7 protein-coding genes and 1 pseudogene are annotated in these 6,121 nt (G+C 37.5%); all 8 read right to left on the bottom strand.

The features are described 5' to 3' along the window. A pseudogene (locus tag NMM25_RS05980) lies at positions 1-196 on the bottom strand (23S rRNA (uracil-5-)-methyltransferase RumA); the annotation flags it as partial. Positions 197-298: 102 nt separating this feature from the next. Beyond that, complete coding sequence (gene ftsH, locus NMM25_RS05975; RefSeq protein WP_198459021.1) at positions 299-2,257, bottom strand: ATP-dependent zinc metalloprotease FtsH; 1,959 nt, start codon at positions 2,255-2,257, stop codon at positions 299-301. Between the two features lie 15 nt (positions 2,258-2,272). Beyond that, positions 2,273-2,815 carry a hypoxanthine phosphoribosyltransferase gene (hpt, locus tag NMM25_RS05970; protein ID WP_049518880.1) on the bottom strand — a complete coding sequence of 181 codons (543 nt, stop codon included), beginning with the start codon at positions 2,813-2,815 and terminating at the stop codon, positions 2,273-2,275. Between the two features lie 4 nt (positions 2,816-2,819). Then, positions 2,820-4,097, bottom strand: coding sequence for a tRNA lysidine(34) synthetase TilS (gene tilS / locus NMM25_RS05965; RefSeq protein ID WP_254736240.1), 1,278 nt, complete (start codon positions 4,095-4,097; stop codon positions 2,820-2,822). Beyond that, the gene (locus NMM25_RS05960) at positions 4,094-5,362 is read right to left on the bottom strand and encodes a serine hydrolase (protein ID WP_254736239.1); all 1,269 of its coding nucleotides are present in this window, start codon (positions 5,360-5,362) and stop codon (positions 4,094-4,096) included. The genes tilS and NMM25_RS05960 overlap by 4 nt, the downstream gene beginning before the upstream one ends. Beyond that, entirely contained in the window at positions 5,355-5,477 is a 123-nt protein-coding gene (locus tag NMM25_RS05955) for an SP_0009 family protein (protein WP_000429343.1), read from the bottom strand. Before NMM25_RS05955 ends, NMM25_RS05960 begins: the two co-directional genes overlap by 8 nt. Before the next feature lie 4 nt (positions 5,478-5,481). Then, entirely contained in the window at positions 5,482-5,850 is a 369-nt protein-coding gene (locus NMM25_RS05950) for a septum formation initiator family protein (protein WP_000041922.1), read from the bottom strand. Then, the gene (locus NMM25_RS05945) at positions 5,843-6,109 is read right to left on the bottom strand and encodes an RNA-binding S4 domain-containing protein (RefSeq protein WP_001234975.1); all 267 of its coding nucleotides are present in this window, start codon (positions 6,107-6,109) and stop codon (positions 5,843-5,845) included. The genes NMM25_RS05950 and NMM25_RS05945 overlap by 8 nt, the downstream gene beginning before the upstream one ends. Between the last annotated feature and the right edge of the window lie 12 nt (positions 6,110-6,121).

The following is a 6,121-nucleotide window of genomic DNA, read 5'->3' as shown; positions in this document are numbered from 1 at the left end:
AGTGAAGTTGATTTTTTCTTTTCTTCACTAACTTAACCACTGCTTCTGTCCGTGCAGTGTGGGGAAACATATCGACCGACTGGATATACTGGAGATCATAGACTTTTACTAGTTTAACCAAATCTCGTGCCAAGGTCGAAACATTGCAGGATACATAGACCATTTTTTCTGGAACATAGGTCAGAATGGTTGCCAACAGCTTATCATCTAAGCCTGTACGAGGAGGGTCGACTATCAGGGCATTTGCTCGATAGCCATTCCATTAGAACATAAAAAGAGAGGTTAAACCTCTCTAAATTTATTTTTCTTCACTCATTTTTGATTTTACTTCATCATAAGATAGTGCATGGGATTCCTCTTCTACGGTCTCAGGCATTTTACCTGTTTCGTAAAGAGATTTAATTTGTGTACTATCTAATGTTTCGTATTTCAACAATGCTTCTGCAATCAACTTATGAGTTTCACGATTTGATTGGATGATTTCAGCTGCTTTGTTTCGTGCCTCATTTAATAATGAACGAACTTCCTCATCAATCTCATAGGCTGTTTGTTCTGAAATTGATTTTTGAGGACTTTGTGCACCAAACATAGCATGATTACCTTCGTATTGAACTGGGCCAAGTTTTTCACTCATACCGTATTCAGTGACCATTGCACGCGCCATCTGTGTAGCTTGTTCAAAGTCATTTGAAGCTCCTGTCGTTTGGACATTAAAGATAATTTCTTCAGCTACACGTCCACCCATTAAGCCAGCCAACTGCTCTTTCATATCTTCTTTAGACAGGAGCATTTGATCTTCTTTAGGAAGTGCAATCATGTATCCGCCTGCACGTCCACGTGGTACAATGGTAACTTTATGAACAACACGGGCATTTGACAAAACTAAACCAACAATGGTATGTCCAGCCTCATGATAAGCAACCAATTCACGTTCTCTTTGTGATACTGTTTTATCTTTCTTAGATGGTCCCGCAATCACTCTGTCCTCTGCCTCATCAATATCTGAAGCATCAATGATTGATTTGTTGCGACGAGCAGCAACTAAGGCCGCTTCATTCAAGACATTTTCCAAGTCAGCTCCCACAAAACCTGGTGTTTGTTGGGCAACTAGTTTCAAATCAACATCGTCTGCCAGAGGTTTATTTTTAGCGTGAACTTTCAAGATTGCTTCACGACCTTTAACATCAGGGCGACCAACTAAGACTTTTCTATCAAAACGTCCTGGACGGAGAAGAGCTGGATCTAGAACATCTGAACGGTTCGTCGCAGCGATAACAATGATCCCTTCATTTCCCTCAAAACCATCCATCTCAATCAAGAGTTGGTTCAAGGTTTGTTCACGTTCATCATTTCCTCCACCGAGGCCGACACCACGTTGGCGACCAACAGCATCAATTTCATCGATAAAGATGATAGCTGGTGCTGCTTTTTTGGCATCTTCAAAAAGAGAACGAACACGACTAGCTCCAACTCCGACAAACATTTCTACAAAGTCAGAACCTGAGATACTAAAGAATGGAACACCAGCTTCTCCGGCTACTGCCTTAGCAAGCAAAGTTTTACCTGTTCCCGGAGGTCCCTCCAAAAGAACACCCGCAGGAATGCGCGCACCAAGTTTTGTAAATCGTTTTGGATCTTTTAGGAATTCAACAACTTCTACTAATTCTTGTTTTTCTTCCTCGGCACCAGCAACATCTGAGAACCGTACCTTGATATCTTCTTTGTTTGCAGCTTTGGCCTTGCTACGTCCAAAACTCATTGGATTTCGGCCACTATTTCCTCCCATATTTCCCATCATAGAGAATAGGAAGAAGAAGAGAATAGCAAATGGCACAACAGAGACAAGGATATTGATCCACATACCGCTTGAACTCTCATGTTTGACTGTTACTTCTGCCTGATGTTCAGAAGCAAGTTTTTGCAATTCTGAAACTGTTGAATCAGACGGAAGGATAGTACTTGAGAATCTTTCTACTGTTGTAGCTGTAGGAGGGAAAAATTGAATTCCTGTTTCTTCTTTACTAGTCTTAGGATTTTTATAAACACCAGATACTTCAATAATGCTACCATTTGGCTGATAGGTTAATTCTTTTACATTGTCTGCTGTAATTTCTTTTACCAATTCTGTATAGTTAATTTTTTCGCTTCGTCCAGCAGTATTTCCAGAGTAAAAATACTGGAATCCTGTTACGAGGAAGAAGATAATTAACAAGTATAGAAATGGATTTCTAACTAAACCATTATTTTGTTTTTTCATTAAAGATAGATCTTTCTAATTTGAATAAACTTCTTCTTTCAATACTCCGACATAAGGAAGGTTACGATAATTTTCTTTATAATCTAGACCATAGCCTACTACAAACTCATTTGGAATAGTAAAACAAGTATAATCCGCCTCAATTTCAACAACGCGTCCATCTGGTTTGTCCAACAAAGTCGCGATTTTAACAGAAGCTGCTTCTCTTGCAATAAACATATCTCTCAAATTCTTCAAAGTTTGACCTGTATCGATGATATCCTCTACAAATAAGACATGTCTTCCTTTGATATCTTGAGTCACGTCTTGCTTGATATTGATGACACCACTACTTGCTGTTCCACCATGGTAACTAGATACCATCATGAAGTCCATCTCAATATGCGTATCAATATGTTTGACCAATTCAGCCATAAAAGGAATCGATCCTTTTAGAATTCCAATAAGAATTGGATTTTCCCCCTCATATTCTTTTGTTAATTGTGCACCTAGCTTTTTAGCTGCTTCTGTAATTTCATCATGTGAAACGAGGATTTTTTTAATATCGTGTTCTAACATCTTTTTACCTATCTATTTTTTCTATATAAATTACAGTGTTCATTATATCATTTTTCGTGTTTTTACTCAAATCACTGGTCGCAATTCCTAAAATTGAGACAATTTCTCCAAATTGCTCAATAATAGGGGCTGTTTTTCGTTTTTCAATGGGGATTTTCAAATCTATAAATAAACGTCTCAGTTTCTTTCGATGCCCATTCAGGATAAGAACATCGCCAGGTTTTCGACATCTAATATGTACAGATGTTTCCCGTGAAACCGTTACTTTTTGAACAAAATCCCCTTCAATAGGAATGCCAAAGGAAAATAAATAGCCCATATATCGAACTTGATTTTGATAGTGTAACACAAGTTCATCTTCCTTTTCATCGGCCTGAGGACTGATTTTGCAAACTCGAAAATTCTGATACTCTTTTATCAATTCATAACCATTTTTCAATGAGTGACGATACTGGCTTTTCCTTGCTAAAATCTGTCGAACTTCATCAAACTGAGCCTTCGTCAGATTTAAGTCTGGAAATTGATTAAGATAGTTCTGAAGTAAGACCCCTTGAGTTTGTTGAGAGTATGAAAATAGCTCATTCAAATCTTCCACATCAATTTGTTTCGAAAGCTCCGTTATTGTTGCTTGGTAATCTGAAATTTCCCTTCCTAAATCTAAAAGGGCGGATTTAAGACGAGGATTTTCTTTTTCAAGCTCTGGTATATACCTATTCCGAATGCGATTGCGAAAATAGGTATCTTCCTGATTTGTTTGATCTTCGAAATGAAAAATTGGTGGAAAATCCTTTTTATGAAAAGGCAACAAGGGACGGATGATTTCAATATCATCAACTACTTTACTTTCTTTTATCCCTGTTAAATGGCGTAACCGACTTCCTCGAATCAAGCGCATCAAAATCGTTTCAACTTGATCATCTGCATGGTGGGCAGTGACCAAGGCAGTCGCTCCAACCTCTTTCATGATTTTCCTAAAAAAATCATAACGAAACTCTCGAGCACGCGCTTCTGAAAAGTCTCCTGAAAAGCTTGTGATATAAATAGGAAGTTCAGCTGCATCAGCTAACTTCCTTAGTTCATTTTCCTCCCAGTCAGACTCACTTCTCTGCTTGTGATTGACATGTGCTACAATCAACTCAATTCCCAACTCATTTTGATAAGTAGACAATAGATGGTATAAAAACATCGAATCCAGTCCGCCAGACAAAGCTAACACGACTTTCGAATGTTTTTTGAAATACTCTTTTCGGAGAAAATGATTTAAAAAATCCTGGTCCCTCATTTTAGAACCTCATAGACATCCTTGGCTATCTTAGCAATGGTGTCATAGTCAGAATTTTTGGTGAAAATGGAAAGAACGAAAGGAGAATCCGTATAGACAATGGCAGTGTCATGTTTAAACTCATCGGCATCTCCAATTTTATGAGCTACCTTAACCGAAACACCTTTTGCGATTCTTTGGTTGTCAAAATCAGTCTTACCTAGAGACTCTAAGACAAAACCATTCTGATTATAAATAGCTTCCATGACCTTTCCAGCCATTTTTGAAGAAGTCAGTTTATCATTCACATCCCAATCTTCGCCCATAATGGTAGACATTTTTTCTTTGAAAGCTCCGTCAGATTGATTGGTCACGTAATAACCTAAAATATTATGAGCAACATTATCAGACTCTTTTGTTACCTTGGTAATTAACTGTTGAAGACTGTATTCTTTGTTATCTTCTTTTTTAGGTAAGCTACCACTACCTTCTGGTTTATAGGACCCAGGGAAACTATTTACTTCCGGGACATACTTGAAGCTACTGTCTAACGTATACTCTCCTTGATTTATCTTATCTTGAGCATAATAAAGATAGGCTAGTTTCAAGATGCTAGCTGCATAAAGTTTGCTATCTTCATTCACCCCAGCCTCTTTACCTGTAGTCAGTTGTTTAACATAAATAGAATAATTTTCATTCTGATAGTTGTTTGATAAAACTTCTTGAACCTTCTGGATGCGATTGTCTTCTTCTGAGACGAACTCTTTTGATACCCACCCAACTTGATCAATATGAAGAAATTCTTGTCCCTCAGCAAAAAGGGTTCTATCCACTGTTACGCGTTGATAGGGAGAGAAAGAGGAAGAAATTTCTTTCACATCATAGGGGCTGTTGTAGATAACAAACCCTGGCTCCAACCATACTTGCCTATTTTGAGTTTGAACTTGACTTTGATCATAGACCAAGCGCTTATCTGCAAGGATAAACTGGTGATTATCTAATTTAAAAACAGGAACACCTTGTCTATTCAAACGCCATTCTACGATTTTAAAGGCATTTCCAGGAGTTAATTTACCAGACTCCTTAATAAGATCCTCATTAGCATAGACGGCTGTTTCTCCATAAACCATTGGAGATTCAAGAGTTTCTTTATAGTAGAATCCATAATCAGACTCGGTTAGATAATAAATTTCTTGCGAAGAGTAAGGAAGCTGTTTTTCTGTGCTAACTACTCTTGAGGTTATGATAAAAGCAGGTAGCAATAAAACTACTAAGAACTTACGCATTCTTCTCTTCCCTTTCTTCTTGTAATCGTAATAAATGGTTTTTAGCTGCCAATTCCTCTAATTTTTCATCTGATAAACTTAAAAATTGCTCAACAACTTCCAATAAATTTTCCATGACATTACCTCGGAAGCAAATCAGGAATTGTGTAAATTGCTTCTCGTTTCTTTGAGTAATAGTACTTGGCGCGTGCATACTTTGCTACATAGTCTTCATCTTTCAATTTTGCAGCAAAGGCGGATTCCTTATCCTTTTCATCACTAAGAGTTTGGTACTGCTCTTTCAACTCTGTTAATTGCTGACGGCGTTGCAGTAACTGATCATAGCTTTGGGCCAAGTTATAAGTTGGTAAAATAAACAACAAGATCATCAAAATAAGGACCCAACCCATAAAACGATTCCTCTTTTGTCTCTCCTTCATCAGGTAACGACGACGTTGATGTTCATTTTGAATAAAAGAATTATTCATCTGTACAATATTTTTAGACATTTTCTTCTACCCGTGTTTCACTGAGAATTTCATACATGCCTGCTGCATCTTCTTTTTTTGTACTATCTTTCATCTCTAGTACTTTAACAAGCAACAACTTATTTCCAAAGCGAATTTCAACTTGGTCATCAACTTTCAAATCCGTTGAACTTTTGGCCAAGATTCCATTCACCTTGATTCTACCTTTGTCTGCTACTTCTTTTGCGACTGTGCGACGCTTAATAATTCGTGATACTTTTAAATACTTGTCTAATCTCATTTTTATTACCTC

This window comes from Streptococcus sp. CF10-1, from assembly GCF_024295825.1.
Lineage (GTDB): Bacteria > Bacillota > Bacilli > Lactobacillales > Streptococcaceae > Streptococcus.
The sequence above is the reverse complement of the archived record's forward strand: the minus strand, read 5'-3'. Positions and strand labels throughout refer to the sequence as shown.